This is a genomic window from Bdellovibrio bacteriovorus, assembly GCF_041888015.1.
Classification (GTDB): Bacteria; Bdellovibrionota; Bdellovibrionia; order Bdellovibrionales; family Bdellovibrionaceae; genus Bdellovibrio.
The window spans coordinates 1711689-1736515 of record NZ_CP168968.1; the positions used below are offsets into that span (position 1 = coordinate 1711689).

Below are 24827 nucleotides of genomic sequence, written 5' to 3' on the forward strand. Positions count from 1 at the left end.
CTAATTCCTTCCCAGCTCATCATACAAGGCCAGGGTTTTTTTAAGAGTTTCGGTCCAAGAGTGTTGTGTCAGGGTCCAAGTCCGGGCTTTGGCACCTTGTTGTGCAACCTGATCGGGGTTTTGGATATAAAAGCGCAAAGCCTCGCTCAGGCTTTCAGCGCTGCGGGGCTCAGTTAAAAAGCCGCGCTCATTTTTTCCGACTTGTTCTGTGGTGCCTCCGGCATCGGTGCCGATGACAGGTTTTTCCATCAGCATCGAATCCAGGACACTCAGTGAATAGGTTTCGTTGTAGGACGCCAGGATAAAGACATCCAGAATATCAATATAAGGGATAAAATTCTTCTGAAACGGCACGCGATGCAGATGGCCTTTCAGGCGGGGCTCAGCAGCCTTCTTAGTGATCCACTCGGCCAGTTCAACGGACTGGGTTTCATAGGTCAGGTGTCCGTCGGGATTTCTGCCAAGAATCGTCGGGTCGCCGACAATCACCATATGAATCTTTTTAATTTCGTCATCGCTGAGATAGTCCAAAGCTTCAACCAGTTCACGCACCCCTTTGCCCGCATCAATGCGACAAAGAGTTCCGAAGACGAGGTCCTTTGCTCCAAACCCCATCTTGGCACGCAGTTGTTCGCGCTGCTCGGGGTGAGTCTGGTATTCCTCGGTTTTACGCCCATAGCGCATCAGGCGCAGTTTCTCCGGTGCAATAGGAAAATTCTTGCGGGCTTCGCTCAAAACCCATTCCGAAGAACTGCAAAGAGCATCGACTTTTGAAAAAATCCAGCGATGCACCAGATCCTTCTTGGGAAGAGCATTCATATACAGATTGTAGATATGTTTGGGGTGAGCTGAATTCCAGCGCGACAAGACACAAGCCCACATATCTATGCGAGTGTGCGAGTGCAGGTGAGTGATCTGGTGCTCGCGGCTGATTTTTCTTATCCAGAACGCGGCTTTCAGTTTCGAGATCTTTTTTTCAGGGAAGGTGATCAGTTCTACCTTCGTGTGGCGAAGCTCTTCAGAGACACGGGAGTGCGCAGAACAAAACACACGTTGATTGACGCCGGCTTCTGCGAGCTTTTGAATCAGCTCCGCCGTGTAGATTTCCAGCCCCCCCCAAGAGAGAGACTGGATTGAGTGCAGAACTTTTACTTCGCCCATAGGTTTTTGAAGTATTCGATGGTTTTAGCCAGACCTTCTTCTTCAAAGCGCACTGTGGGGTTCCAATTCAATTCGCGCTGGGATTTCGAGTAATCAATGGCATAGCGGAAGTCGTGACCTTTGCGATCTGTCACGAAGTTGAGCAGAGACTCGGGCTTACCAAGATGTTTTAGAATCATCTTGGCAACATCCAGGTTTTGTCGTTCTGAGTTGCCGCCAAGATTGTACACTTCGCCAGCTTTACCTTTAGTGAAAGCCAGCCAGACGCCCTCATTATGATCATCCACATAGATCCAGTCGCGGATGTTCATGCCCGTGCCATAGATCGGCAGCTTTTCATCAGCCAACGCGCGTTTGATCATCAAGGGGATGAACTTTTCTTCAACCTGCAGCGGACCATAGTTGTTCGAACAACGTGTGATCACCACTGGCAGTTTATAGGTTTCAAAGAAGGCACGACACATCAGATCCGCACTGGCCTTGGAAGCGCTGTATGGGCTGTTGGGTGCAATGGGTGTGCTTTCCGTAAACGCCGGATCTTCCATGGTCAGAGTGCCATAGACTTCATCAGTGGAAACCTGCAGATAGCGGAAGCTTGGGTTCTTTTCAAAAGCGCTTAAGCTTTCTTTCAAAAGATTCAAAGTTCCCAAAACGTTGGTTTCAACAAAGATGTTCGGGTTTTCAATGGAGCGGTCCACATGGGATTCGGCTGCAAAATTCAGGACTCCAGAGAATTGATACTTTACAAACAAGTCGTGCATTTTTTGAGTGTCACGAATGTCAGCTTGTACGAAAGTCAGATTGCTGTGGTTTTGCAGTTCTGCTTCGATGTTGGAAAGGCGGCCGGCATAAGTCAGAGCATCCACGATCACAAAGTCGTATTCGGCTTTGATAGAATCACGGCAGGCCACGGTTTTTACAAAGTTAGATCCAATAAAACCGGCACAACCGGTCAGCATGACAGTCTTTTTCATAGTTCCTCAGAAATAATTTTTTCCAGATAGCTGCGATATGAACACTTCGGCAGTTCCATGGTGATGGTCTGAAGCTGTTGCAGGGTGATGAACTGCATACGATAGGCAACTTCTTCCAGACAGGCCACTTTCATACCCTGACGTTCTTCGATCGCCCCGATAAAGGAAGCGGCATCCAGCAAGGAACGGGGAGTTCCCGTATCCAGCCATGCAAGGCCCCGGTACATCATCTCAACGCCCAAAGTGTCTTCGTTGTGATAAGCCAGAATCAGATCGACGATTTCTGTTTCGCCACGCGGGGAGGGCTTGAGGGCCTTGGCCCGTTTAGCAACAGTGTTATCGAAAAGATAAAGTCCCGGAATCGCATATTGAGATTTTGGGGCCTTCGGCTTTTCTTCGATGGATTTTACTTTTTTGGTGTTCTTGTCGAATTCAACCACGCCATAAGCGGATGGATCTGCCACATAATAGGCAAACACACGGCCATTCAAGCCGCCCGCTTTTGCTTTTTGTGCTGCAATCGCATCGCGGAAGAAGGTCAGGTCGCCATAGAACAGATTATCACCCAACATCAAACAGACGTCATCGTTGCCGATGAACTCTTCGCCCAGAACAAAAGCTTCTGGCAGGCCATTAGGCTTTTCCTGAATTTTGTACGACAACTTGATTCCGAATTGAGATCCATCACCCAAAAGGCGTTTGAACAAAGGTTGATCATCCGGAGTTGTGATCAATAAAATATCTTTGATCCCACCCAGCATCAGAATGCTCAGCGGGTAGTAAATCATGGGTTTGTCGTAAACAGACTGAAGCTGCTTCGTCATCACCCGGGTCATAGGGTAAAGGCGGGAACCGGCGCCGCCGGCAAGGATAATGCCCTTCATCGTGTCTCCTTAAAGAAATTGTGAACTTCGTTTAAAACAGTCTGTAGATCTTCTGCAGACAGATCTGCAAACATGGGCAGACGTAAAAGGCGGGCGGCCTGATCGTCAGTGACGGCAATCGAGCCCGCCACACGGCCGAACTTCAATCCCGCAGGGGCGGAATGCAATGGCACATAATGGAACGTTGATTGGATACCGCGTTCCTTCAAATAGGACCACAGATCCTGACGAAGCTGTATTGTCGGCAGTAGCATATAGAAAATATGCGCATTCGCCTGAGCTTCCGGTGGAATGGTCATGCGTTGCAGTTTTCCGGCTTTTTCCAGATCCGCCAGATTTTGATAGTACTTATTCCAAATCGCCAGGCGTTTTGCAGTGATCTTTTCACCTTCTTCCAGTTGCGCATAAAGAAACGCAGCGGACAGTTCTGAAAGCAGATAGGACGATCCTTTATCCTGCCAGGTGTATTTATCGACTTGGCCGTTAAGGAACTGCTGGCGGTTGGTCCCCTTATCGCGAACGATTTCGGCGCGAGCCACCAGGCGGGGATCGTTGATGGTCAGTGCACCACCTTCACCGCACACGATGTTTTTGGTTTCATGGAAGCTGAAGGCCGCCATGTGTCCCCAAGCCCCCAGGTTTTTCCCTTTGTAGGAAGCAAAGATTCCTTGAGCGGCATCTTCGACGACCCAGATATTGTGCTTGTTCGCCAGGTCCATGATGCGATCCATTTCACAGCCGACACCGGCATAGTGAACAGGCATGATCACTTTGGTTTTTGGTGTGATGGCTTTTTCAATGGCATCAACGTCAATGTTCATGGTTTTAGGGTCCACATCGACAAATATCGGTGTGGCTCCGTACAGAGCAACGACGTTGGCGGTGGAAGTGAAAGTGAAGGAAGGCAGAATGACTTCGTCCCCCGGAGAAAGATCAGCCAGTACCATCGCCATTTCCAAAGCGGAGGTGCACGACGGGGTGATCACGGTCATCAGAGTCGGGATATTTTTATTAAACCACTCAGCACATTTTTTATTGAATTGACCTTCGCCGCTGAGTTTTTTAGCGGCGATGGCTTGAGAAATATATTTTTCCTCATTCGAGCTTCGGGGCGGGATATTAAAGGGTATTTTCATGCTCCCACATACTAGCTGAATGCCGTAGGGGGAGCAAATCTTTAAAAGCCGTCGGTGGTTCCTACTTTGCCGCGTCCTTCGTCTTCATCGAACGGAATAACGGCGCTGCTCTGTGGCTTTTTTTCCACTTTCGGAGCTGCCGCTTTTACGGGCTGTTTAGCCTTGGTCGGGAATGGAATAACCTTCTTCGTTGCGGAAGCGGTGGGGGCCTTGGCCTTTGCTGGAGCTTTCGCCACAGCTTTTGGTGTCTCAATAGCCTGCTGAGCCCCGACAATTACTTCGTTCAAGTTTACAACCATGGATTGCATCTGTTGAGTCTGGGCACTGATTTCCTCAGAAGACGCTGCAATTTCCTCGGAAGAAGCGGCATTGGCCTGAGAGCCCTGATCCAATTGATTCATGGCCTTAGAGATCTGTTGGATTCCCGTGGTTTGCTCAGAGCTTGCCGCAGAGATTTCGTTATTCAGATCGGACACTTTTTTAACTGAATTTACAATCGTGTTCAGCACATCCCCAGAGCGGTCGGCGATCTGAGAGCCGCGATCCACTTTTTCAACACTGTCTTTGATCAGGGTGTTGATGTCTTTCGCAGCAGACGCGGAGCGTTGCGCCAGAGCACGAACGGCCTCGGCCACCACGGCAAAACCTTTTCCTTGTTCGCCGGCACGGGCGGCCTCAACGGCAGCATTCAAGGCCAGCAAGTTGGTCTGGAAGGCGATGTCGTCGATCACGCTGATGATTTCTTCGATCTTTTTGGAAGATTGGGAAATATCGTTCATGGACGTGATCAAAAGTTGAATTTCAGACTGACCTTGTTCTGCGGCGTCTTTGGAAGACAAAGAAAGAGCCGCAGCTTGTTTTGCATTGTCAGAGTTCATTTGCACCATGGAAGACATTTCTTCCAAAGAAGCCACGGTTTCTTCAAGAGACGCGGCCGCTTCGGTGGAAGACTGCGACAAAGTCTGACCTGCTGCTGTCAACTGAGTGATAGCACCGGAGACCTGGTGGCCGGCTTCAGAAAGACCCGTAGCGATAGAGCCCACGGTATTGGAAACGCGGTAAGCAATCCACATCAAGATGCCAAAGACCAAGAAAGAACAGAATGCCGAAATCAGCCACAGAAGCTGGATTTCGTGAGTACGCTGTTCTTGTTGAAGTTTGTCGTTGGCAGCGGAAAGGTCGCGGTAGAGCTTCATGTTGGCAGCAATCATATCTTGATAGGCGATGGCTTTCACATGCCATTCGCCACCATTCATGGCGGTATGGACCTGTTTATTAGCTTCCGGGGTGTTGGATTCCAGCAGATAGATCATCTGGTCCGTCAAAGCATAGAAGGCTTTTTGAATTTCTTGAGTCTTGGCGTAGTTCTTTGACTCTTCAGGAGTAAAGGTCGTTTTGGCGTAAACCTCTTCGAATTTTTTAAACTCATCAAAGGCGCTACGTGCTTTTTTGATAAAGCCTTCGCGGGACTTTTGATCTTCATCATTGGCAAGGGCTGCCCAGATAAAGTAGCCCACACGTGCGCGTTGCATGCCGATTTGTCCAAGAGCATCCATGTTTGGAACGACATTGACGTAGGCGTCAGTTAACATTCCACCCAGATTATTCATCGACTTCCAGGCAATCCCAGTTAGAGCCGCAAAGGCGATAACAGGAAGGATTGCTGAAAAAAAGTAGACGTCCGCGCAGACCGCGGAACCAAGTTGTCAGGACATTCATGAGTCGGCTCCTTAAATCATGGAAAAGCTATTGATCCTTTCTTTTCGACAGATGTATTGCGGATCTTTAATTAAAGATGAGTGTTGTAATATTCAAGCTGGACCAAGGTGTGGTGCATCATAACATGTTTAAAATATTTGAGTTTGTCCGCATCATGTTGATACGATTTTTCTTACGTCTAGACTCAAGGAGGGGAAAGTCATGACAAATACGACACTACGTCGTGCGTTAGCCGTTGTTGCATTGGTTGCAACTGTAGGCTTCACGAACCAAACAGCTACCAAAGAAGTAAGTGAAATGTGTGCTGGTTTCGTACCAGAAAACAACCTGAACATCCCAGTAGGTCTTTTCACTGTGGGTGGTATCACCGAACAACAATTTAACCAAGTGATCGACCGTATGGAAAAGCTTTACACTAAAGATGTGGAAGCGATGGGTGATCGTTTGAAAATCAACCGTCTTTGGAATGACGGAACTGTGAATGCATCTGCTCAAAGATCAGGCAATACACAGGTTGTAAATATGTACGGCGGTTTGGCTCGTCACCCTGCGACAACTATCGAAGGTTTCGCATTGGTTATTTGCCATGAATACGGTCACCACAATGGTGGCGCTCCTAAAATGCAAAGCTGGTTCGGTGGTGCATGGGCGACAAATGAAGGTGGCTCTGACTATTTCGCAGGTTTGAAATGTCTTCGTCGCTTCTTTGCTGAAGACGACAATGCAGCGATCCTGAAAGATCTTGAGTTGGATCCAGTTGCTGAGGCAGCTTGTACGGCTCAGTTCCCAGAAGAACAAGACCGTCTTATCTGCTTGAGAACTTCTTTGGCGGGTCAATCTGTAGCAAATCTTTTCCAAGCTTTGCGTAAAGAAACAACTCCACCAACATTCGGTACTCCGGATAAAAAAAGAAGTGACTCGCACTGATGACAGACACCCTGCGACTCAGTGCCGTTTGGACACTTACTTTGCGGGCAGCTTGTGTGTTGCTAAAGAAAACGAAAAGCTAAGCAACTCTGACTACAAAGCAGGTTCTTGCTACACTCCACGCGATGCTGTGGGTGCGCGTCCACGCTGTTGGTTTGCTCCAAGCAACTAATTGCCGGGACTGCCATAAGTAATGCTGCAAAAAGCCGGGGTTTCCCGGCTTTTTGTTTTTCCTCAGCCTTAGTCGTATCAAATATGCCTTTCTCGTCCTTGGGGCTAGTCTTTAAGGATGTCCAAAAAGAAGATTCTGCCTCTGGTCCTCATTGTGGTGGTTTTACTTCTGGCTTATCTGGCCAAAATCTTTCTTTTCAAGAGCTCCTTTTCTTATGTCGGAACTGTGGAAGTCACGAAAGTGGATATTCCCGCGCGGGTGTCTTCGGTGATTGCAAGCTTTCCAGTGAAAGAAGGCCAGGTGGTACAAAGGGATCAGATGCTGGTGGAGCTGGCCTGTGAGGAGATCAAGCTCAGTTTTGATCTTGCCAAAAAAAGTTTTGATCGAGCATCGCAGCTTTATCGCGGTGGCAGTATTGCGCAGGAAAACTATGATCAGATTAAAAATAAAAAAGACGATATAGAAACCCGCAAAAGCTGGTGTACGGTACTGGCCCCGCTCAAGGGAACTGTACTGACCACTTACTTTGAGCCTGGTGAAATGGTCGTCCCCGGATCCAAGCTCTTGACCATTGGTGATCTTGAAGAGGTGTATGCCTACTTTTATCTGCCTCATGATGAAATTGCATCGCTGAAGATGGAGCAAAAGATCGAAGCTCTGTTGCCGGAGATGAAAGATCGTAAGTTTTCCGGAATCATTTCTTATATCAATCCGGAGGCTGAATTCACTCCGAAGAATGTGCAGACCCGGGAGGAGCGAACCCGTCTGGTCTATGCGGTGAAAGTCCGCTTCAGTAATCCCGAGGGGGTTCTTAAGCCCGGCATGACCCTGGAGTGGTCAGCGGAGGCACCATGAGCTCAGGCACGGTGTCCTTGCGGGTGCAAGGAGTTTTCAAAAAGCTTCGCCACACGCAGGCCCTGAAGGGGCTCAGTATGACCTTCGATGCGGGGCTGATTCATGGGATCATCGGTCCGGAAGGCGCCGGAAAGACGACGTTTCTGCGACATCTGATGGGCCTTCTTCGCCCGGATCAGGGAAAGATATCTTACCTCCGCAATCAGCAGGAGGTGGCTTTGGCTGAACTAAGACCCAGTATCGCCTATATGCCACAAACACAAAGTCTTTATCCGGAGCTGAGCATTCATGAACATCTGGAGTTCTTTCGCACACTTTATCAGATTTCGGATCAGGAATATCTTGAACGGCGAAAGAAGCTTTTGCAGATGGCGCGTCTTGAAGAATTCACCGACCGTCTGGCTTCGCAGCTTTCCGGGGGGATGTACAAAAAACTGGGATTGATCTGCTCCTTGTTGGCGTCCCCCTTGGTGCTGCTTTTGGATGAGCCCACCAATGGCGTGGACCCTTTAAGTCGGCGCGACTTCTGGGGGCTGCTTTATGACCTGCAAAAGACCGAGAACGTACTGATATTGGTAACGACCTCTTATCTGGATGAGGCCTTGAAGTGTCAGCAGGTGCATTTGCTTTTCGATGGCAAGACTTTACTGGAAGGCGAGCCCAGGGTTTTGTTGCAGCAGCAGAATTGCAAAAGCTTTGACGAGGTCTTTCTGCAATACGACGCTTTGGAGGAAACCCCATGAATGCGGTTGAGGTTTCAGGGCTGTCAGTGCAGTTCGGTGATTTTTTTGCGGTCAGGGATATCTCATTTACGGTGGCGACGGGCGAGGTCTTTGGTTTTTTAGGGGCCAATGGCGCGGGGAAGACCACGACGATCCGGGTTTTGTGTGGCTTGCTGCTACCATCTCATGGAGAGGCCAGAGTGTGTGGTCTGGATGTGTTGACCCGGTCCTTCGAGGTGAAGAAAAAGGTCGGCTATATGTCCCAGAAGTTCACGCTGTATGATGATATGACCGTGAAAGAAAATCTGGAGTTCACTTCTTCATTGCGCAAGATGGATTCGCAAAAATTTCGCCAGCAAAAAGAAAAACTGCTGACGATGATCCGCTTTAAGACCTCGGAAGATGTTCTGGTCAAGGATCTGCCCGGAGGGATCAAACAACAAGTCAGTCTGGTGTCGGCAGTCCTGCACGATCCTGAAATCGTGTTTTTGGATGAACCCACGGCAGGCGTCAGTCCCGCCTTTCGCCAGCGCTTTTGGAATCTGATCCGGGAGCTGGCCCGAGAGGGAAAGACCGTCTTTGTGACAACTCACTATATGGATGAAGCCGAGCAGTGTGGGCGTATTGCTCTGATGCGTTCGGGGGAATTGATTGCGCTGGATTCGCCGTTGGGTCTAAAGCAAAAAAGCTTTCCCGATAAAGATCCCAGCGAGGTTACTCTGGAAGAAGTCTTCATCGAACAGGTGGAGGGGCGATGAGACTGCGCTCGGTCTGGGCTGTGGCCAAGAAGGAAGTGTTTCATATCGTGCGTGATCCCTTTACGCTGGCTCTGGCGTTGGGAATGCCTGTGATCATGGTGGTTTTTTTTGGATATGCGATTGAATTTAACATGAATCACATTTCGCTTGCGGTGTTTGACAGCAGCAAGACACAGAATTCGCGGCAGTTGCAGCAAGCCTTCGTCAGTTCGAACTATTTTCAATCTTTGTATGTGCGAAGTCCGGCCGAGGCTCAACAGGCATTGGATGAAGGCCGGGCTCATGCCGCTTTATTGATTCCCCCGCAGTATGCACAGGATCTAAAACCTCACAGCACTACGTCTGTGCAGATCTTGATTGATGGGACGGATAATTCTTCCGCGGGCTCCATTTTAGGTTATCTTGGGGGGATTCAAAGACAAATTCTAAAAGCAGAGTTCGGAGATTTTAAGGAGCCGATAGAGGTTCAGCCGCGATTTCTTTTTAATTCGGAATTGAACAGTCGTTGGTTTGTGGTGCCGGGGTTGGCGGCAGCTCTTATCGCCATCTTATCCATTTTATTGACCGCTTTGACGGTGGCCCGGGAATGGGAGAACGGTTCGATGGAACTGCTTCTTTCAACCCCGGTCCGGCCCGTGGAAATCATTCTGGGAAAGCTCCTGCCGTATTCCGTGATGGGGATGGTGGCGGTGTTCTTTGTTTTTATTATTTCACAGATTGTTTTTGCTGTGCCATTTCGCGGAAGTTTTTTAATTTATTTACTATGCTGTGTGATCTTTCTTTCGACCTATCTGGCTCAGGGGTTGTTGATTTCCGTCGTGACCCGCAAGCAACAGTTGAGCATGCAGATGGCGATGTTATCGGGACTGCTGCCGACGATTTTACTGTCTGGATTTATTTTTCCCGTCGAACATATGCCGGATTTCTTTTACTACCTAACAATGCTGCTGCCTGCGCGGTGGTTTATTGAGATCAGTCGTGATTTGTTTTTAAAGGGGGCAGGGTTTCAGAATATCCTTCCCAGTTTTTCTGCGTTGTGCGGGCTTTTTACTTTGATGCTGGTTCTGGCAACCAGAAAATTTAAGCGGGATGTAGAACCATGAAAACCCTGTTGGGCTTTATCCGTAAAGAATTTCGTCAAACATTGCGTGACCCTCGCATGCGGATCCTGCTTTTTCTGGCCCCTTGTGTACAGTTGACCATCTTCGGGGTGGCTCTTTCGACAGAGACAAAAAATATCCGCCTAAGTGTTGTTGGGGCGCCGAGCGACACTGCTTTGCACGAAATTCATCGCAAAGCCCTGGCTTCGGGATGGTTTATACCGGCCAAGGTTTCTTCGTCGGATCCCTTTATGCAAATTCAGAACAATGAAGCGGATGCTGTGATGGTGGCTTCATCGGAAGGTTTGGATCGTACTTTGGGACGTCAGCGGGGAAAGTTACAGCTTCTGATTGATGCCACCAATGTCACCCGGGCGCAGGGGATTGAAAGATATTTTTTAAGCATTGTGCATTCTCTTTATGCCTTTGATCCGCCTTTGGAGTTTGATGTGCGGGTGCTTTACAACCCAGCGATGCGAACGGCTTTGTTTTTGGTTCCCGGAGTCATGAGTATGCTGGTGTGTTTGATTACGATCCTGCTGACCAGCATGTCGATCACCAAAGAAAAAGAAATGGGAACATTTGAGACTTTGATCTCTGCCCCGGTAAAACCGGAGGAGGTCATTCTAGGAAAGACCATTCCGTTTGTGCTTCTGGGGATGAGCAATATTCCTTTGATCCTGGGGGTGGCCATGACTCTTTTCGGAATGCCTCTGCGGGGAAGTTTATGGCTTTTGTTGTTGTCAGCATTTGTGTTTGTCTGCTGCACGGTTGGTATCGGGTTGTTTATTTCAACCGTCGCCAAAACCCAGCAGCAGTCCATGATGGGCGGATTTCTCTATCTGTTCCCGTCAGTGCTGCTATCGGGAATGGTGTTTCCCGTCGAGAACATGCCCTGGGTATTGCGGGTGTTTTCCTATGTGAATCCACTGACGTATTTTATCGAACTTCTGCGCAACATAATGCTTAAAGGCGGAGACATGCGCTTGATCCTGTTTAATGTCCTGATTCTGCTGGCAATGGCTTTGTTGGCGATAACAGCCAGTTGGCGTCGCTTTAGAACCACCTTGTCCTAGTGAATTTTCTCCAGATCCACTTCGATCACATCCAGAGTCTTTGTGACATCCGAGCGCAGGTGAATGGAAAGATGATGCAGACCATTTCTAAGTTTGCGAAGCATGACCACTTGGCCACTATGGCGGCCTTCGTTGCTAAAGATGGCAAAGGCATCGCCTTTTTCGCAATAGCGGGCCGTGGGTTGATCTCTAAGGTTCGCAGGCAGGGTCAGCGTCAGGGTGCTTTGTCCGCCCGAACTATCGCCCAAGAAAGTGATAGCGGTAATGTAGGGCGAGCTTTGCAAAGTCACTTGTGAAAACTGGCAGACCGAGTTGTAGGGTGTGGCCCCCAGGTTTTCGCAGCTCAGGACCTGGTAGGTGCCTTGAAGCTGAGAAAACAAATCGGCTTGCGCTGAACTGGCAAATATTGTGGCAAAAACAATTCCCCAAAGTATTTTCATGAGGTCTCCTTAAACTAAAACCAGTTCATGGAGCCAAATGGGTAACGAGTCATGTTTTAATCGCTTAACCTAGATGACGATTATGTAGGCATTACTGGGGGTTCGTAAGAACAGGTGGCGGAGTCGGAGGTTTTTGTTTTTGATGTTGCCCCCAAATATAGCCTGCAAAATAAGCAGAACAGCCTATGAGAGCAAAAATCATCCATTTTTTGATGCGTCCGTACAATAAAGTCTTCATTTTTTTGATTTTTACCCGTTGACAATAGGGTGAGGCAACTGTAATTTTGGTTCTCTCGAAACGACACTGCGGGAGTAGCTCAGTTGATAGAGCGATGCCTTGCCAAGGCATAGGTCGCGGGTTTGAGCCCCGTCTCCCGCTCCAAATTTTCTACCAAGAAGATTTTAAGAGCAAAAATTCAAAACCCCTGATGAGAAATTATCAGGGGTTTTTCTTTTTAAAAATCCCATAAAACTCCATTGATTGACTATCGCGAATAGGATTCGGAAACTTAATTCTTTCGGAGCTGCTTTTGGAAGATTCTGTTTTTAATGCTCAGATATTGATGATGCTGTACTTCTGCGGGGCCATGCTATGTGTGTTCTTTGCCGGGGCTTGTCTGGAGTATCGTCAGAACATCGCTGTAAAGATCTATATGGCTATCATGGCGATGTACGCCGGGTGGCTGGTTATGAACCTGTTGATGGTCTTTAGCTCGACGGTAGAAACCAAAGAGGTCTTTGGCCGTTTACGGTTCATTTTTATTACTCCGCTGCCAGCACTTTGGATCTGGTTTGCCAAAGAGCTTTTTCGCGAACCACAGAAGTCCCCCGCCACCCAGGGGATCGGTTGGTTCTTTATTTTTCCCGTCATTATTGCCGGGGCCTGCCTTCTTCCGCAGACCCATCAGCTGATCATGACCGATGTTCAGCCTTTTGAATCTTTCGGGATTTCCGCTATTCGCTGGAAGTTGGGATGGCTGGGGCAGCTGCATATTCTTTATTCCTACGTTTTGCTGGTCTTTATTATTGTGCTTTGCACGCGCGGAGTTCGCAGGGCCGGGCGCAATAAAATTTTCTATTCGCGGTTGATGATTTTTTCTCTGTCGTTGTTTGTCGTTGCAGATGTGTCAGGGATTTTATTTTTACCTCGCTTTAGATTCCTGGGGATGCCAATTTTGACCCAGATTGTTTCGGCCTTTGCGTTTTATTATATTCTGCGCAGACAGCAGGTGGTGCAAAGACTGTCCCAGCGCAGTCATCGCCTGTTTGAAGCGCTGCCCACACCGGTGTTATTGGTGGATACGGAACAGCGTGTGGCTTTATTTAACACTCGCGCGGCAGAACTTTTCAATCTTTCGATTTCCAGTGTTGGTGGGTTGTTGAAAGAAATTTTGCCTTCGTCCATGGCTGGTGATTTTCCTGCTTTAAGCCAGGACCCGGTCGAGGTCTCCTTAGAGCTTCGTACAGGCAAGGATTCCGCCACGATGTCGGGTCGTTTTTTTGAGGTGACTTGCCAGCCTTTGGCGGAAGCTTTGCCGACCGAGCCGGGGCATTTGATTGTTTTTAACGAAGTCACGGATTTGAAAGTCAGTACTCAGGTGAACCAGCGTTTGATGTCTTTGTTGTCGCACGATCTGTTGGGGAATTTGTCGGGGATGTCTTTGTTGGTGGCTCATCGCCGCCAGCAGGATTGGGATCTGCTGGCAGATACGGCCCGGTCTTCAATGGATCTGGTACGTAATATCCTGCTTTGGACCGCGACGAAGGGGGACTTCTATGAAGTTTCCAAGGAACCTGTAAAAATAGCGGATCTTATCAAGGCTTCAGTCAGCCAGGTAAAGCCCGCGCTGAGTGAAAAAGATCTGACCGTCAGTGGAAACTCTTTGCGGGATGAAGCTTTGGTGAACGTGGATTTGAAAATGTTCGAGGCGATTTTAAGAAACCTCGTCAGTAATTCCATCAAACATTCGCCGAAGGGATCTGTGATTGAGGTTTCTTCGGAAGTTCGAGATGGCGAGGTTTATTTAAGTGTTATTGATCAGGGGCCGGGATTTGATTCTGAAAGAATGCAAAAGATTCTGGCACATACGGGCAGCAAGCCATCTGGCGAGACAACATCGGCGGCTGGGTATGGCATCGGTCTGTTCCTGGTGAATCAGTTCTTACGACTGCATCATGGTCGGTTGGAATTTTCGTCAGGGAAATCTTGGGGCGGGAAGGTGACTGTGGTCTTTCCCATTGAGCAAGGAAAATAAAGAAAAAGGCGTGGTTTAGAGCCACGCCTTTTGTTTTTAGTGAGGTTGTAAATCAGTCATCTCAAAGAAGCTGGTCGAAAGGGCGAACAATGAGTCTTTGTCTTCGCAGTTTTGCAGATCCTGCATCAGTTCCAGACGGAACTGGCGGATCTTCTGAGCCACTTCTTTTGCCTTGTCACGATTGGTGGGAACCATCGTGCACCCCATGTCCCAACGGCGTTTGTTTTCAGCGCTCATTGCTTCCACAGCCTTGGTCTGCATTTGCATGAAATAACTGCGAGCCGCTTCGGAGGAACCACCGTAAGTGGAAGAGTATTTGCCATCATCGGCAACCCAGCGACCTTCCGGAGTTTTCATAACAAGCTTCAGGGATTCCAGGCGTTCCAATGCCTTTTCAACCATATCCTGAGTCAAGCCCAGGCGCTGTGCGATGTTTTCAATGGAAGGGTCAAAGTCTTTCAGCAAAAGAATCTGTGTGATGGCGGTGTGATACCAATCTGAAATCACAGCGAATTGTTCTTCGCCGATTTTTCCGAAAGCTTCTTCGCGGGCTCGTACTCGTTGCGCGGCCATTTCGCGCAGAACTGCGCTGCGGGCGTGTTCAGATAACGCCAGATCCACAAAGAATTCCTGTTCGGAAGGGGACAGATTCAGCTTGGAGGCTAAGTTCACCGCACGGCTTTCAGAAAGGCCAACCTTGCCATTCAGAATTTCGGAAAGGCGCGAACAAGGCACTTCCAGATCCCGGGAAAAGGCGCGAAGTGAATAGGAAGGATTCTTGCGCTGGCGGCGTTCAAGTTCCTTAAGAATATAGTCTCTATAGTGGTGCTTCTTCGTCATATCGATGCTCCCTAATGAGTGGCTCTTATATATCTGATTTTTGCGAAGTCATCTAGGGGGCGAAGTCCGAGTTTGCATTTTGTTCCGGGTTATTCCATGACATTCCGGTTTTGGAACCCGTCGTGAATCTCGATACTTAAGAAATATATGCAAGCGAGGCTCAGGAACGAGATGAGGGCCGTTTAAATGCGATATGAGCCCTTTTGGGGGGCTTGGAGGCGCTCGGTGAACTTCTTCAAATGTGTAATACTGGGTGGCTTTGCTTTCTGATTTCCGACACCACTTTTGGTAAAGATTGCAGTGTTATTTTCTTCATCGGATATTAAGGCATGAAGTTACCCCATGTGAAAGTCATCCCTGCCGTTGCGGCTTTTTTTGCCACAGGTCTGTTCTGGTTCGTAATCGCTCCGCCGGAAGGGGTGGACATCAATGCCTGGCGCCTGCTGGGAATCTTCGTTGGCACCATTGTAGCGATCATTGGCAAAGCCTTGCCAATTGGCGGGGCTGCGATGATCGGTATTCTGTTGGTAGGTATCACGCAGGTGACCAGTCCGGGGAATCCATCCAAGGCCATGGCGGATGCTTTAAGTGGATATTCCAACACACTGATCTGGTTGATTGGTATTTCATTCTTTATTTCCCGAGCGTTCATTAAGACAGGCCTTGGATCGCGTGTGGCGTATCATTTTGTGCGCGCCATCGGTAAAAAAACCTTGGGTATCAGCTATGGTCTTTCTTTTGCGGAACTGGTGCTGTCACCCGTGATGCCAAGTAATACGGCCCGTGGTGGTGGGGTGCTTTATCCCATCAATCGTTCCATTTCAGAATCGATGGGGTCACTGCCTGATGAAGCTAGTCGATTGAAGGTCGGAGCTTTTCTGACTTTGGTGGCCTATCAAATTAACGTGATCACCTCGGCGATGTTTGTGACGGCGACGGCGCCGAATCCGCTGGTAACGGCCGGCATTCGCGATATTGCGAATATTGACGTATCCTGGGGGCAGTGGGCTTTGGCGGCGTTTGTGCCGGGCTTGCTGGCGATTCTGATTGTGCCGTGGGCACTTTATAAGCTTTATCCTCCGCAGATCAAGGAAACCCCGGATGCTGCTGGTTATGCGAAAAAGAAATTGGATGAATTGGGACCCTTAAGGCTGGATGAAAAGATTCTGATTGGGGTCTTTTTCCTGCTGTTGTTTATTTGGGCGGGTGGGCCTGAGCTGTTGTCTGAAGATCCGCTGTTTCAGGTGGATGCGACGGCAGGTGCGTTTGTCGGCTTGGGAGTTCTATTATTCAGTGGTGTTCTGACCTGGGATGATCTTTTAAAGGAAAAAGGCGCTTGGGATACGGTTACTTGGTTTTCGTCCCTGGTGATGATGGCGACCTTCCTGAATAAGTTGGGTGTTGTTGGCTGGTTCTCTAAAACGGTGGAATCGTCGATTTCGCACTGGGGGTTGGGCTGGGTTGAGGCGGCTGCGGTCCTGGTTCTGCTTTATGTGTTTATCCATTACTTCTTCGCAAGTAACACGGCCCATATCTCGGCTTTATTTGCTTCCTTCTTTGGGGTCGGTGTGGCTTTGGGGGCTCCGCCGCTGATGTTTGGTCTGTTCCTGGGGTTTGCATCGTCATTGTGTGCGTCGCTTACGCACTACGGGACAGGATCTGCGCCGGTGTTGTTCGGTTCGGGCTATGTCAGCATGGGAGAGTGGTGGAAGTGGGGCTTTGTCGTGACTCTGCTGAATCTTCTGATCTTCGCCGTGGGTTGTGCCATTTGGTGGAAGGTTTTGGGGTATTGGTAAGGCGGGGGAGCCTATAATCTAGGCATCTGCAAAATCCTTTTATGACCGTCTGCGAAAATGGTTCTAAGTTGCGAAAAAATAGTTCAAGATTGATTTTCCATTCGATGCGCGGGTGGTGGAATTGGTAGACACGCAGGTCTCAGAAGCCTGTGGGAGAAATCCTGTGGGGGTTCAAGTCCCCCCTCGCGCACCAAATCCCAAGCTATTCGAACACCCATGTGTCGGTAGTTGAGGGAAGGCGAAAGGTCATCTTAGGATGGCCTTTCTTCGTTTCTGAGCCGGTTATCCTTGTCCTCTAGTTTCTATACAGGTGCGATACGATCTCGTATTATTTTACTATGACTGTTGATAATTTTAAATTACTCACCCCCAGATTAGAGCTAAGGCCGCATCGATTTGACGACGTCGATTTCATGATGGAGTTGAATTTAGATCCTGAAGTCACTCGCTATGTCCCTGACGGACCGTTCGAACACGTAAGTAAGGCCATGGGATTAATTGAAAGCTTAAGAGCGCAGTTCGCAGAGCGAAAAATCGGACGATTTCTGGTTATTGAAAAGGCAACGGGAAGAAAACTTGGTTGGTGCGGGCTCAAGTGGATCGAAGAAACTAAAGAGATAGATTTAGGCTATCGCTTCTTGAGATCAAGCTGGGGCAAAGGCTTCGCATTAGAAGCGGCCCAAGCGTGTCTTAGCTATGGCTTCAACACTCTAAATTTTGAAAAAATTACGGCCCAGATAATGCCGACGAATAAGGCTTCGATAGCTCTTGCAAAAAAGCTCGGAATGAAAGAAGCGTATCGAGTGATAGAAGACGATGTTGAATTTATCGGTTTCGAAATTCAGTCTTCTAAAATTAGCACGCTATAATCTCTAAATTTCGATAAACAACCGGGAACCTAAGCTAGGTTTTATTCACATACTGCCGTGAAGGTAGCTCCAGCAAGATCGTCTGCTTTTACGGTTTCAGTACTAGAGCCTCGGCCATCCCACACAATCACCACTTGATTGTTGCTGCCTGTCCAGGTCGCTTAGGCCGTTGTTCCGCGACCTCATAAAAATGGCTTTTAACCGGTTTGTAGTTGAAGTCGAAAAGATTTTCATATGGAATGGTTTGTAAGGATAGGTGAGATATGAAGAGAGTCTTGATCGTTGCTTCAGTTTTGGCTTTTCATTTTTCAGTTTTGGCGGATGAAGCCAATGTTAAGGTTCCCGTGCCAGAGGGCTTTGGAACCATGGAAATGGAAGGGATGCCTAGTGAAGTTTCACAAAAATCCAAGGTGAAATTTTCCTCAAGCTGTACGGATATCACTGGGCGCACGATCAAACAAGGAGACGCTGGCTACGAGACCTGCCTAAGTGACGTGAAGCTAAAGTCCGTGAATCAAAAACAATCTGACAACAAAAATTCGACCAACCCGGGTCCGCAGATGAATATGAACTTTAGCGTGGGCGATTAGGTAGGGCGTGGCATGTCTCCGAAAGTCAAAATTCATTTTGAAAGTGAACTGGCTCAAGCGTTGGATTTTATAAGATCAAAGGATCTTGAGTCCGCATGGACAGCGTTGGCGCAAGCACATATCCTGGGTCAGTTCGATGCAATTCCTCACTTGCGAGTTCACTGGCATATGTTCCGCTTGGGACTTCTTTCTCTCAATGTGCAAGAGATCGCGGGGCAAATCCCTCGAATGATCTTGGCGATCCCGGGCTCAATTACGGGGAAGGCTCCCAAGGGCAATACCGGACTTTCTAATGTGGGAATCTTTCAGCCGATGGATGTGCCCGAAGATTTACAAATGATTTTGCAGCAAGGCTCTAAGGGGTAAGGTCTAGAACCAGCCTTCTTTCTCAAAGAGCTTGCGGCATTCCTTGGATTTTATGAAATCCACAAACTGAATGGCCGCCTCTTTTTGTTTCGTATTTTTCGCCAGTGCAGTCCCCATGGATCTATAGATCGTCAGATTTTTCTCGGTGGGAATGATCTGCGCACTTTCTGGATTTCTCGTTCCCCAGATATTAAAGACCAACCACGCATCAATGCTTGGATCTTCCTTCCATCTTTTTTCTGCCTCACCCGTGTTCTTGGCGGCAAAGACAATATTGCTGCGGAACTTATTCAAAGCCTCGGCACTTTTTAATCCCCCGACGATATCTTCCCACATGCCGACCTGGCCCGCACCATTGACCACGATGACTTTCATTTTCTTATCCACCAGATCTTTGATGCCACGAATTTTAAGTGGATTTTTTGGACGAACTAAAATGGCAGATGGGCGTAGATAGTGGGTCTGAATACTCGTGGTATCCAGGCTGGAAATTTTCTCTGCAAAAGAATCCATCATGTTTTCAGAGCCTGAATAAAATAAATCTGCAGTCTCGGATTGTGCCTGCCATTTTTCTAGTGGCCCTGCGGTGATCTGTACTTTCACGGAATTGGATTTTTCATAGGCAGCAGCGCAGGCTTTCATCGCCGGAGTCGGGCCACCGGGACCATAAACTTGCAATGAGGTTTCAGCATGAGCGCTAGAGAAAGAAAGAAGAATGGCGGTGGGAAAAGCAGCAAACATTGAAACCTCCTGATGGGTCTATCCTCTGTGAAATGAAGGAAACTCGCAAAGGAAAAATATGGCAGAACAGGGTTGTGTGATTGCACAGGGGTGCGTATCCTTAGAATATGTTCTGGCGAAATATTTTTTCTTTCTTCGGTGCGTTGTCTATTTCCTCCTTGGTGTGGGCGGCGGATTATAGCTCTGAGATTGCTCACTCTGCGCAGAAACACCGTATTTCTCTTTCTGATCTATCAGCACTGATCGTCACTGCTGACAAAACACCCAAGACCTTGGTCGACATAAATTCAGATCAGCGCATGAGTTTGGCCTCGGTTTCAAAAGTCATCACTTCAATGGGTGTTTTAAGTAATTTCGGATCGAAAGAGCGCTTTGAGACCACGCTTAAACTGGCGAATTCTCCAAAGGGTGCAATCTACAAAGGGGATTTGTATCTGGTTGGTGGGGGTGATCCGTCCTTCGGTGTTGCCGGGATGATGGACCTTGCAGCCAAGATTCAGCAGAAGAAAATCAAAAAGATTCAAGGTGACCTTGTTGTGGATGAATCTCTTTTTGAACAGGTTCGCTATGATAGTCGGGATTACGATCGGGTGGATGCTCTTCATGATGCACGCATTGGTGCGATGAGCTTTCATTGGAATTCTTTTAAGGTGCTGGTGCGACCTGGGGCGGTTGGCAAGAATGCAAAACTGCAAATGATTCCTGCCAATGACTATATCAAAATCGTAGGTCATATTAAAACCGTCAAGGGTTCTGCCAATGGCGTGATCGCAGAGAGAAGAAAGCTTTCTTCAGGACAAGAGGTTTTATACGTTAAGGGGACGCTGGGGCGCGGATACGCCGAATATGAGTTTGAAAAAAATGTCTCTAACCCTGCGAAGTGGTCTGGACAGGCATTGAAGTATTATCTCAAACAAAAAGGAATTCAGGTGACGGGGCAGGTCAAGGTGGGAAAAGCTCCGGCGCAAATCATCACGGTGGCCACTCATTCAGGACGGACGATTGCGGATCTGTTGGCGGATCTGAATAAGGAGTCCAACAACGTTGTCGCTGAAATGCTGGCAACTCAGATTGCAATTAAACACAATCGCAAGGCTTCTGTTTCTGAAGGTGTTGAGATTATCAATCAACAACTGCAAGGTATGAATCTTCCGAAAGGAAGTATCACCTTCCTAAATCCTGCGGGATTAAATCATGGCAATCGTACCTCTTCGCGGAATATGTTAAAAATCCTGTCGAGTGTAGTGTCTGACGAAAAGTTAAGACCTGTGTTCATGGATTCGTTGCCAATATCCGGAGTCGATGGGACTCTTAAAAAGCGGGGCCTGGCCTCTAAAAGTATCGAATGGGTGAAAGCCAAAACCGGATACATGAAAAATGTAATCACGATGGTAGGGCGAGTTAAAGGTTCGGACGGGCGTATCTTCAATTTCAGTTTTATGTATAATGGTTCTGGTTCAGAACAGGCTGTGATGCGTTTTTACGATGAGCTTTTGGTGAATGTGGTGGAAAAGGAACTGCAAGCCTACCAAGGAACATAGAATATGAAAACAATCTATTACGGTGCCACAAGTTTGAACGGATTTATTGCGGATCAAAATAATTCTTTAGATTGGCTTTTTCAATTCGATGGCGGATCCGGGGCGCCGGACTTTGAATCCTTCATTCGCGATGTCGGAGCGATTGCGATGGGCTCCACGACTTATATGTGGTTGTATGATCATCTGCTTAAGAAAGATAAACCCGAGGCGTGGCCTTATAAAATTCCTTCCTGGGTTTTCACGACTCGCAACTTGCCACTTTTTCCAGACGCTGATGTTCGTTTTGTAAAAGGGGATGTGAAGCCTGTTTGCGAAGAAATGAAATCAGTGGCCGCTGGCAAAAATATCTGGATCGTCGGTGGCGGAGAGTTGGCAGCGAAGTTTTACGACCAAGGATGTTTGAACGAGATAATCTTAAACGTAGCCCCCGTGACCTTGTCGGGAGGGGCTCCCTTGTTCCCGCGCACCATGCATCCCCCCATGAAGCTGAAAGCCATTTTGGATCGAACACCATTTGTAGAGCTTCATTACGAAGTTCCCGCCCCGAAATCCTGACTTCTTTTGACTGGGATGCAAGTTCACAGTAGGCTCCCAGTCATGAATAAAAATGAGCTTGTGATTACTGATACTGTTGTTGGAACTGGTATTGAAGTCGTAAAGGGCGCTCTGGTTATTTGTAACTATGAGGGGCGTCTTGAGGATGGAACCAAATTTGATTCCTCTTACGATCACGGCAGGCCTTTTCAGTTTGTGATTGGTGCCGGTCGGGTTATCAAAGGTTGGGATATGGGTTTGATGGGCATGAAAGAAGGTGGCAAGCGCACCTTGTTTGTTCCATCACACTTGGCCTATGGGGATCGTCAAAAGGGGCCGCATATCGCGCCTCACTCGAATTTGATCTTCGATGTTGAAATGATCGAAGTACGTCCGCGTGAAAGCTAATCATGAGAATCAGGCAGGTCGGTTTTTCTTCAAGACTAAAAGCGCATCGCAAGCTTCTGACGTTGGAAACTTTGAAGTTCATTGTTGAGTATCTCAAGGATGGCAATGCCCGGATGGCGGCGTTTCGATCTGGGGTTCCGGAAAACTATGCCTCTAAGCAGGGGCAGTGGCTAAAAAAGCATCCCATTGTTCTGGCCGCGATGGAGGCTGAGGTCGATGAACGTGATATGATGAAGCTGGAAAAGTCCCTGGCGGAAATCGAGCGACATATGGAATCTTGTAAAGAGATCCTGGGGTTACAGGACTTTTGAAGTTGTGGAGTGTCTAGACTTTAGACATGATAATGCCTTAAGTATGCATTTGGTGCATATCTGGATTCCATAAATGGCCTCACTGTTGTCGCTGGGTTTCTGTTATTGTGTGTTCATGAAGCAATAACAGAAAAAGGAGGCTTCTATGATGGAATTTCTTTCATCCCTAAAAGTAAAATTGTTCGGTGAATCAGCAGACCTTGAGACGCAAAACTCAACTCTTCTGTCCTGTTTAGCTCATCTCGAATAGGTGACGCTGAGCAGGGGCTAATGCCCCTCTTTTTTTGCATTTTTTCCTTCCCAGACGTGTATTTATCCTTTTCATGATCCTCCTGCGGTGGTACAGAAATAAAAATCACCTTAAAGTTAGGATCGCCAGTGAAAAAAGAAATCCTCAAGATGTATGCCGGCTTCCGCCGATTTCACGACCGCTTTTTTAACGAAGAGTCTTCAGTCTATAATCGTTTGGCCAGCAGCGGTCAGAGTCCGAAGACTTTGATGATCGCCTGCAGTGATTCTCGTGTCGATCCTGCAATCTTGTTCTCTTCTTCTCCCGGGGATATTTTCTGCATCCGTAACGTCGCCAACCTGGTTCCACCGTTTGAATCCTCTGTTGGTTTCCACGGGGTGAGTTCGGCGATTGAGTTTGCCGTGGTGAATCTGAAAGTCGAAAACATTGTGGTTTTGGGGCACCGTCAGTGCGGTGGTATCCGTTCCTTGTTCCAAACTGAAAATGTCAAAAAGAATGGCTTTGTGGCGCAATGGATGACCATTGCCAGTGATGCACGAGAAAAAGTTTTAAGCCGCACGCCTCATGCTGATATGGATACTCTGTGCAAAGAATGTGAAAAAGAATCCATCGTGATTTCCTTGCAGAATCTTCGCACATTCCCATTTGTGGAAGAGGCTGTTCAAAATCGCGGCCTGCAGCTTTTGGGTGTTTACTTTGACTTGGAAAGTGGACAGTTGTGGTATTACGATGAACCCACACATGCATTTGCAGAGCTGAATCTCTGAAAACAAGGCGCCGAGGGCGCCTTGTTTGTTACTTGGACTTTTCCTTCTTACACGTCGGATGCACGGCCTGTCCTGACCAGACTCCATCTTTACAAGTGATCGTATCTGAAATGCAGATATCATCCGCAGGGACAACCGCCTGAAGGTATCCAGTGGCCTTGCCGCCATCAGGGATGGTGCCTAGTGGAGTGTCGCAGCTTTTACCCTCGACAATAGCAGGAGTGTTCTTTGCCGGTGTCAGCTCGATCGCATTCGGAGCCGGGGTGCCACCGTAAGTGGTGGTGCCGCCTCCCGGTGGTGGGGAAGCTTTGGGCAGACTGGCTTCTGCTTCTTCGGTCGTGACTTTGGGCTGACTTGAGCAGCCTGCGATTAAAATCAGGGCGGGAATCATCAATAGTCTTTTCATGTCTTTTATTGTGAAACAAAAGATGGCCATTTAACAAGTAAGAACTGGGTTCAGGGGCTAGGCAGGGGGAAATACCTATGAAAGATAGCAGGGTTTGGATTCTTGGTTTGGCCGTCACGTCCTGATGATTTGTACTATGCTCAGGAGGTCGTCATGGTTCATTGTGCACTCTTGGTGCGGCTTGAGGCAAAGCCCGGTAAAGAAGCTGAGGTGGAAAAATTTTTGCGCGATGGTTTGGCTCTGGTCGAAGAAGAGCCGGAAACGACGGCTTGGTTTGCTTTGCGTTTGAACTCTCATGAATTTGGAATCTTTGATGCCTTTCCGGATGAGTCCGGGCGTAAGGCCCATCTTGCAGGAAAGGTGGCCGAGGCCTTATTTGCGAAATCACCCGACCTTTTTGCCCGAGAGCCTCTGGTTGAACAGATAGATGTTATCGCCGACAAATTGCCGGGCTCTGGAAAAAATGCGCGAGAGCTTCCGCCGGAAGCGTATGCACCATAGGGGGAATCGATGAGCCGTGGATTTTTTCTTTCGATATGTCTGGGTGTCTCACTTTTTACTTTCCAATTGTTCGCGGCCACCCCGAAAGAGGCGGATCTGGTTTTAGACCAAGCCCAGCAAAAGGTTTTGGTACTGGTGGATCGAATGTTGAGTTCGGGAGAGATCACTGAGCTGGATAAGCTTTTGCTGATTTCAGATCTTGCGGGATACAAGACGGCCTATAAAGCCTATGCCAATGCCGCGGCACAAACCCATACCTATTTGAAAAACAAAAAACAGCGTGAAGATCATTATGCCAATAAGATCTTATACATTTCGACTCGGCTAGAGAATCTGGCGGCTCATCATGTGGGTCGTATCGAGGACTTGACCGAGGAGGTCACTGATTTTGTCCCAGCGGATCGTAAGTGCGGTGTCCCTGTGGATCTTCCTTGTGTTGCCTTGGAAGTTGAGCAGCGCATGGATATTATCTATGCCAATATCAATCGTCGCAGTTCCAAGGTTCGAGCGAAATTTAAGAATGTCGCGGATCAGGGGCTTCATGCGGCAGAGCTTTATGCCAGGATATTGGCCTCTTTGCGCACCGATGGGGGTGCTCTGTATCCAGCAGAATATATCTATGATAAGGACCGGGTTGTGATGAGCGTAAAGCAAGAGATCGAAGAAGGATACTAGTAAGGCTTGCAAACTACCTGTTGAAGTCGAAGCTGTTATAAATTAGCTGACAA

Annotated in this window: 28 protein-coding genes and 2 tRNA genes; 21 read left to right on the plus strand and 9 right to left on the minus strand. The window is 48.2% G+C overall.

Annotation, left to right across the window (positions count from 1 at the left end; all coding sequences use genetic code 11):
• From ACES2G_RS08260 to ACES2G_RS08280, 5 genes are read right to left on the minus strand one after another with little or no spacing between them, the layout of a single operon-like run.
• Positions 1–1161 (minus strand): glycosyltransferase family 4 protein, encoded by a 1161-nt coding sequence (locus tag ACES2G_RS08260; RefSeq protein WP_374001807.1) that lies wholly within the window; start codon positions 1159–1161, stop codon positions 1–3.
• Entirely contained in the window at positions 1149–2135 is a 987-nt protein-coding gene (rfbB, locus tag ACES2G_RS08265; RefSeq protein WP_347359410.1) for a dTDP-glucose 4,6-dehydratase, read from the minus strand. The genes ACES2G_RS08260 and rfbB overlap by 13 nt, the downstream gene beginning before the upstream one ends.
• Complete coding sequence (gene rfbA, locus ACES2G_RS08270; RefSeq protein WP_347359409.1) at positions 2132–3019, minus strand: glucose-1-phosphate thymidylyltransferase RfbA; 888 nt, start codon at positions 3017–3019, stop codon at positions 2132–2134. The genes rfbB and rfbA overlap by 4 nt, the downstream gene beginning before the upstream one ends.
• Entirely contained in the window at positions 3016–4155 is a 1140-nt protein-coding gene (gene rffA / locus ACES2G_RS08275; protein WP_347359408.1) for a dTDP-4-amino-4,6-dideoxygalactose transaminase, read from the minus strand. The genes rfbA and rffA overlap by 4 nt, the downstream gene beginning before the upstream one ends.
• A 41-nt stretch (positions 4156–4196) precedes the next feature.
• A complete protein-coding gene (locus tag ACES2G_RS08280; protein WP_374001808.1) occupies positions 4197–5765 on the minus strand; it encodes a methyl-accepting chemotaxis protein in 1569 nt (522 codons plus the stop codon).
• 310 nt (positions 5766–6075) lie between these two features.
• Here ACES2G_RS08280 and ACES2G_RS08285 point away from each other — a divergent pair, with 310 nt between their 5' ends.
• The 7 genes from ACES2G_RS08285 (at position 6076) to ACES2G_RS08315 (ending at position 11484) form a co-directional block, all read left to right on the plus strand.
• Entirely contained in the window at positions 6076–6801 is a 726-nt protein-coding gene (locus ACES2G_RS08285; protein ID WP_374001809.1) for a hypothetical protein, read from the plus strand.
• Positions 6788–6973, plus strand: a complete 186-nt coding sequence (locus tag ACES2G_RS08290; protein ID WP_374001810.1) for a hypothetical protein — start codon at positions 6788–6790, stop codon at positions 6971–6973. The genes ACES2G_RS08285 and ACES2G_RS08290 overlap by 14 nt, the downstream gene beginning before the upstream one ends.
• A 117-nt stretch (positions 6974–7090) precedes the next feature.
• On the plus strand, positions 7091–7828 hold the full coding sequence (locus tag ACES2G_RS08295) for an efflux RND transporter periplasmic adaptor subunit (protein WP_347359405.1): 738 nt from the start codon (positions 7091–7093) through the stop codon (positions 7826–7828).
• Positions 7825–8571, plus strand: coding sequence for an ABC transporter ATP-binding protein (locus ACES2G_RS08300; protein WP_347359404.1), 747 nt, complete (start codon positions 7825–7827; stop codon positions 8569–8571). The genes ACES2G_RS08295 and ACES2G_RS08300 overlap by 4 nt, the downstream gene beginning before the upstream one ends.
• Complete coding sequence (locus tag ACES2G_RS08305; protein WP_347359403.1) at positions 8568–9308, plus strand: ABC transporter ATP-binding protein; 741 nt, start codon at positions 8568–8570, stop codon at positions 9306–9308. Before ACES2G_RS08300 ends, ACES2G_RS08305 begins: the two co-directional genes overlap by 4 nt.
• Positions 9305–10411, plus strand: a complete 1107-nt coding sequence (locus tag ACES2G_RS08310; protein WP_347359402.1) for an ABC transporter permease — start codon at positions 9305–9307, stop codon at positions 10409–10411. The genes ACES2G_RS08305 and ACES2G_RS08310 overlap by 4 nt, the downstream gene beginning before the upstream one ends.
• Positions 10408–11484 carry an ABC transporter permease gene (locus ACES2G_RS08315; RefSeq protein WP_347359401.1) on the plus strand — a complete coding sequence of 359 codons (1077 nt, stop codon included), beginning with the start codon at positions 10408–10410 and terminating at the stop codon, positions 11482–11484. Before ACES2G_RS08310 ends, ACES2G_RS08315 begins: the two co-directional genes overlap by 4 nt.
• Here the strand turns inward: ACES2G_RS08315 and ACES2G_RS08320 are convergent.
• Positions 11481–11924 (minus strand): hypothetical protein, encoded by a 444-nt coding sequence (locus ACES2G_RS08320; RefSeq protein ID WP_347359400.1) that lies wholly within the window; start codon positions 11922–11924, stop codon positions 11481–11483. The genes ACES2G_RS08315 and ACES2G_RS08320 overlap by 4 nt on opposite strands.
• Before the next feature lie 306 nt (positions 11925–12230).
• Between ACES2G_RS08320 and ACES2G_RS08325 the strand changes: the two genes are divergently transcribed.
• Positions 12231–12306, plus strand: a tRNA-Gly gene (locus ACES2G_RS08325).
• Positions 12307–12454: 148 nt separating this feature from the next.
• Entirely contained in the window at positions 12455–14179 is a 1725-nt protein-coding gene (locus tag ACES2G_RS08330; RefSeq protein ID WP_374001811.1) for an ATP-binding protein, read from the plus strand.
• A gap of 36 nt (positions 14180–14215) precedes the next feature.
• Here the strand turns inward: ACES2G_RS08330 and ACES2G_RS08335 are convergent, their stop codons facing one another.
• The gene (locus ACES2G_RS08335) at positions 14216–15019 is read right to left on the minus strand and encodes a TIGR02147 family protein (RefSeq protein WP_347359628.1); all 804 of its coding nucleotides are present in this window, start codon (positions 15017–15019) and stop codon (positions 14216–14218) included.
• Between the two features lie 329 nt (positions 15020–15348).
• Between ACES2G_RS08335 and ACES2G_RS08340 the strand changes: the two genes are divergently transcribed.
• The 5 genes from ACES2G_RS08340 (at position 15349) to ACES2G_RS08360 (ending at position 18640) form a co-directional block, all read left to right on the plus strand.
• On the plus strand, positions 15349–16815 hold the full coding sequence (locus ACES2G_RS08340) for an anion permease (RefSeq protein ID WP_374001812.1): 1467 nt from the start codon (positions 15349–15351) through the stop codon (positions 16813–16815).
• 106 nt (positions 16816–16921) lie between these two features.
• Positions 16922–17008 (plus strand) — tRNA-Leu (locus ACES2G_RS08345).
• A gap of 220 nt (positions 17009–17228) precedes the next feature.
• Positions 17229–17684: a GNAT family N-acetyltransferase gene (locus tag ACES2G_RS08350; RefSeq protein WP_374001813.1), complete on the plus strand. Its 456-nt coding sequence runs from the start codon at positions 17229–17231 to the stop codon at positions 17682–17684.
• 263 nt (positions 17685–17947) lie between these two features.
• Positions 17948–18274: a hypothetical protein gene (locus ACES2G_RS08355; RefSeq protein WP_347359625.1), complete on the plus strand. Its 327-nt coding sequence runs from the start codon at positions 17948–17950 to the stop codon at positions 18272–18274.
• Between the two features lie 12 nt (positions 18275–18286).
• Positions 18287–18640, plus strand: coding sequence for a DUF3703 domain-containing protein (locus tag ACES2G_RS08360; protein ID WP_374001814.1), 354 nt, complete (start codon positions 18287–18289; stop codon positions 18638–18640).
• A 3-nt stretch (positions 18641–18643) separates the two neighbouring features.
• On the opposite strand, the gene ACES2G_RS08365 is transcribed toward ACES2G_RS08360, so the two are convergent.
• Positions 18644–19381, minus strand: a complete 738-nt coding sequence (locus ACES2G_RS08365; RefSeq protein ID WP_374001815.1) for a substrate-binding domain-containing protein — start codon at positions 19379–19381, stop codon at positions 18644–18646.
• A 107-nt stretch (positions 19382–19488) separates the two neighbouring features.
• Here ACES2G_RS08365 and dacB point away from each other — a divergent pair, with 107 nt between their 5' ends.
• From dacB to ACES2G_RS08390, 5 genes are all read left to right on the plus strand, one after another.
• On the plus strand, positions 19489–20922 hold the full coding sequence (gene dacB / locus ACES2G_RS08370; RefSeq protein ID WP_347357193.1) for a D-alanyl-D-alanine carboxypeptidase/D-alanyl-D-alanine-endopeptidase: 1434 nt from the start codon (positions 19489–19491) through the stop codon (positions 20920–20922).
• A gap of 3 nt (positions 20923–20925) precedes the next feature.
• Positions 20926–21477 (plus strand): dihydrofolate reductase family protein, encoded by a 552-nt coding sequence (locus ACES2G_RS08375; protein WP_347357192.1) that lies wholly within the window; start codon positions 20926–20928, stop codon positions 21475–21477.
• 42 nt (positions 21478–21519) lie between these two features.
• The gene (locus ACES2G_RS08380) at positions 21520–21864 is read left to right on the plus strand and encodes an FKBP-type peptidyl-prolyl cis-trans isomerase (protein ID WP_347357190.1); all 345 of its coding nucleotides are present in this window, start codon (positions 21520–21522) and stop codon (positions 21862–21864) included.
• A gap of 2 nt (positions 21865–21866) precedes the next feature.
• Complete coding sequence (locus ACES2G_RS08385; RefSeq protein WP_347357188.1) at positions 21867–22175, plus strand: terminase small subunit; 309 nt, start codon at positions 21867–21869, stop codon at positions 22173–22175.
• A 378-nt stretch (positions 22176–22553) separates the two neighbouring features.
• Entirely contained in the window at positions 22554–23192 is a 639-nt protein-coding gene (locus ACES2G_RS08390) for a carbonic anhydrase (protein WP_347357187.1), read from the plus strand.
• Positions 23193–23220: 28 nt separating this feature from the next.
• Here ACES2G_RS08390 and ACES2G_RS08395 read toward each other — a convergent pair whose 3' ends face one another.
• The gene (locus tag ACES2G_RS08395; RefSeq protein ID WP_347357185.1) at positions 23221–23598 is read right to left on the minus strand and encodes a hypothetical protein; all 378 of its coding nucleotides are present in this window, start codon (positions 23596–23598) and stop codon (positions 23221–23223) included.
• A gap of 153 nt (positions 23599–23751) precedes the next feature.
• Between ACES2G_RS08395 and ACES2G_RS08400 the strand changes: the two genes are divergently transcribed.
• Positions 23752–24099 carry an antibiotic biosynthesis monooxygenase gene (locus ACES2G_RS08400; RefSeq protein WP_347357183.1) on the plus strand — a complete coding sequence of 116 codons (348 nt, stop codon included), beginning with the start codon at positions 23752–23754 and terminating at the stop codon, positions 24097–24099.
• 9 nt (positions 24100–24108) lie between these two features.
• The gene (locus ACES2G_RS08405; RefSeq protein WP_347357182.1) at positions 24109–24774 is read left to right on the plus strand and encodes a hypothetical protein; all 666 of its coding nucleotides are present in this window, start codon (positions 24109–24111) and stop codon (positions 24772–24774) included.
• Positions 24775–24827 lie beyond the last annotated feature (53 nt).